This window comes from Paraburkholderia sp. J8-2 (assembly GCF_905220195.1).
GTDB lineage: Bacteria > Pseudomonadota > Gammaproteobacteria > Burkholderiales > Burkholderiaceae > Paraburkholderia.
On record NZ_CAJMZA010000099.1, the window covers coordinates 1 to 1097 of the forward strand.

Sequence of the window (1097 nt, forward strand, 5' to 3'; positions counted from 1 at the left end):
TTCCTTTCCTGCCGTTCGTGCGCCCCGAAATCGACGAAGAAACCGTCCAGGGCGTCGCCGACGTGCTGCGCTCGGGCTGGATCACGACCGGCCCGCAGAACCAGGCATTCGAGGCGGCGCTCTCCGAATACTGCGGCGGCCGTCCCGTGCGCACCTTCAACTCCGGCACCGCCACGCTCGAAATCGGGCTGCGCATCGCCGGCGTGGGTCCCGGCGACGAAGTCATCACCACGCCCGCATCGTGGGTCTCCACGAGCAACGTGATTTACGAAGTGGGCGCGACGCCCGTGTTCGCCGACATCGATCCCGTCACGCGCAACATCGACCTCGACAAGCTCGAAGCCGCCATCACGCCGAAGACGAAAGCCATCATTCCGGTGTTTCTCTCGGGCCTGCCCGTCGACATGGACCGGCTCTACGCGATCGCCCGCCAGCACAGTCTGCGCGTGATCGAGGACGCCGCGCAGGCGTTCGGCGCGAGCTGGAACGGCAAGCGCATCGGCGCGATCGGCGACATCGTCTCGTTCAGCTTCCACGCCAACAAGAACCTCACGTCGATCGAAGGCGGCGCGCTCGTCCTCAACGACGAAGCCGAGGCCGTGCTCGCGCAGAAGTACCGCCTGCAGGGCATCACGCGCACCGGCTTCGACGGCATGGACTGCGACGTGCTCGGCGGCAAGTACAATCTCACCGATGTGGCGGCGCGCGTGGGGCTCGGCCAGCTCAAGCACATCGAGCGCTTCACCGTGCAGCGTCGTGCGCTTGCGAGGGCCTACTTCGCGGGTTTCGAGGGCGGCGCGGCGGTGAAGCTCGGCATGGGCCTGCCGCTCGCCGATTTCGCCAACAGCAACTGGCACATGTTCCAGATCACGCTGCCGCTCGAAAAGCTCGCGATCGACCGCGCGGGCTTCATGGGTGAGCTGAAAGCGCGCGGCATCGGCTCGGGCGTGCATTACCCGGCCATCCACCTCTTCACGCTCTACCGCGAGCGCGGTTTCAAGGCGGGCATGTTCCCGCACGCGGAGCGCTTCGGCGCGAGCACGGTCACGCTGCCGCTCTTCACGCAGATGACCGAGGCCGACGTGGCCCGCGTGTGC

At 67.0% G+C, this 1097-nt stretch carries 1 protein-coding gene; it reads left to right on the plus strand.

All coding sequences use genetic code 11. The annotated features are described in order from the left end of the window. Window positions 1-1097 (plus strand): DegT/DnrJ/EryC1/StrS aminotransferase family protein (locus U5A52_RS42955; RefSeq protein WP_321940480.1); only part of this gene is annotated, 1097 nt, incomplete at both ends.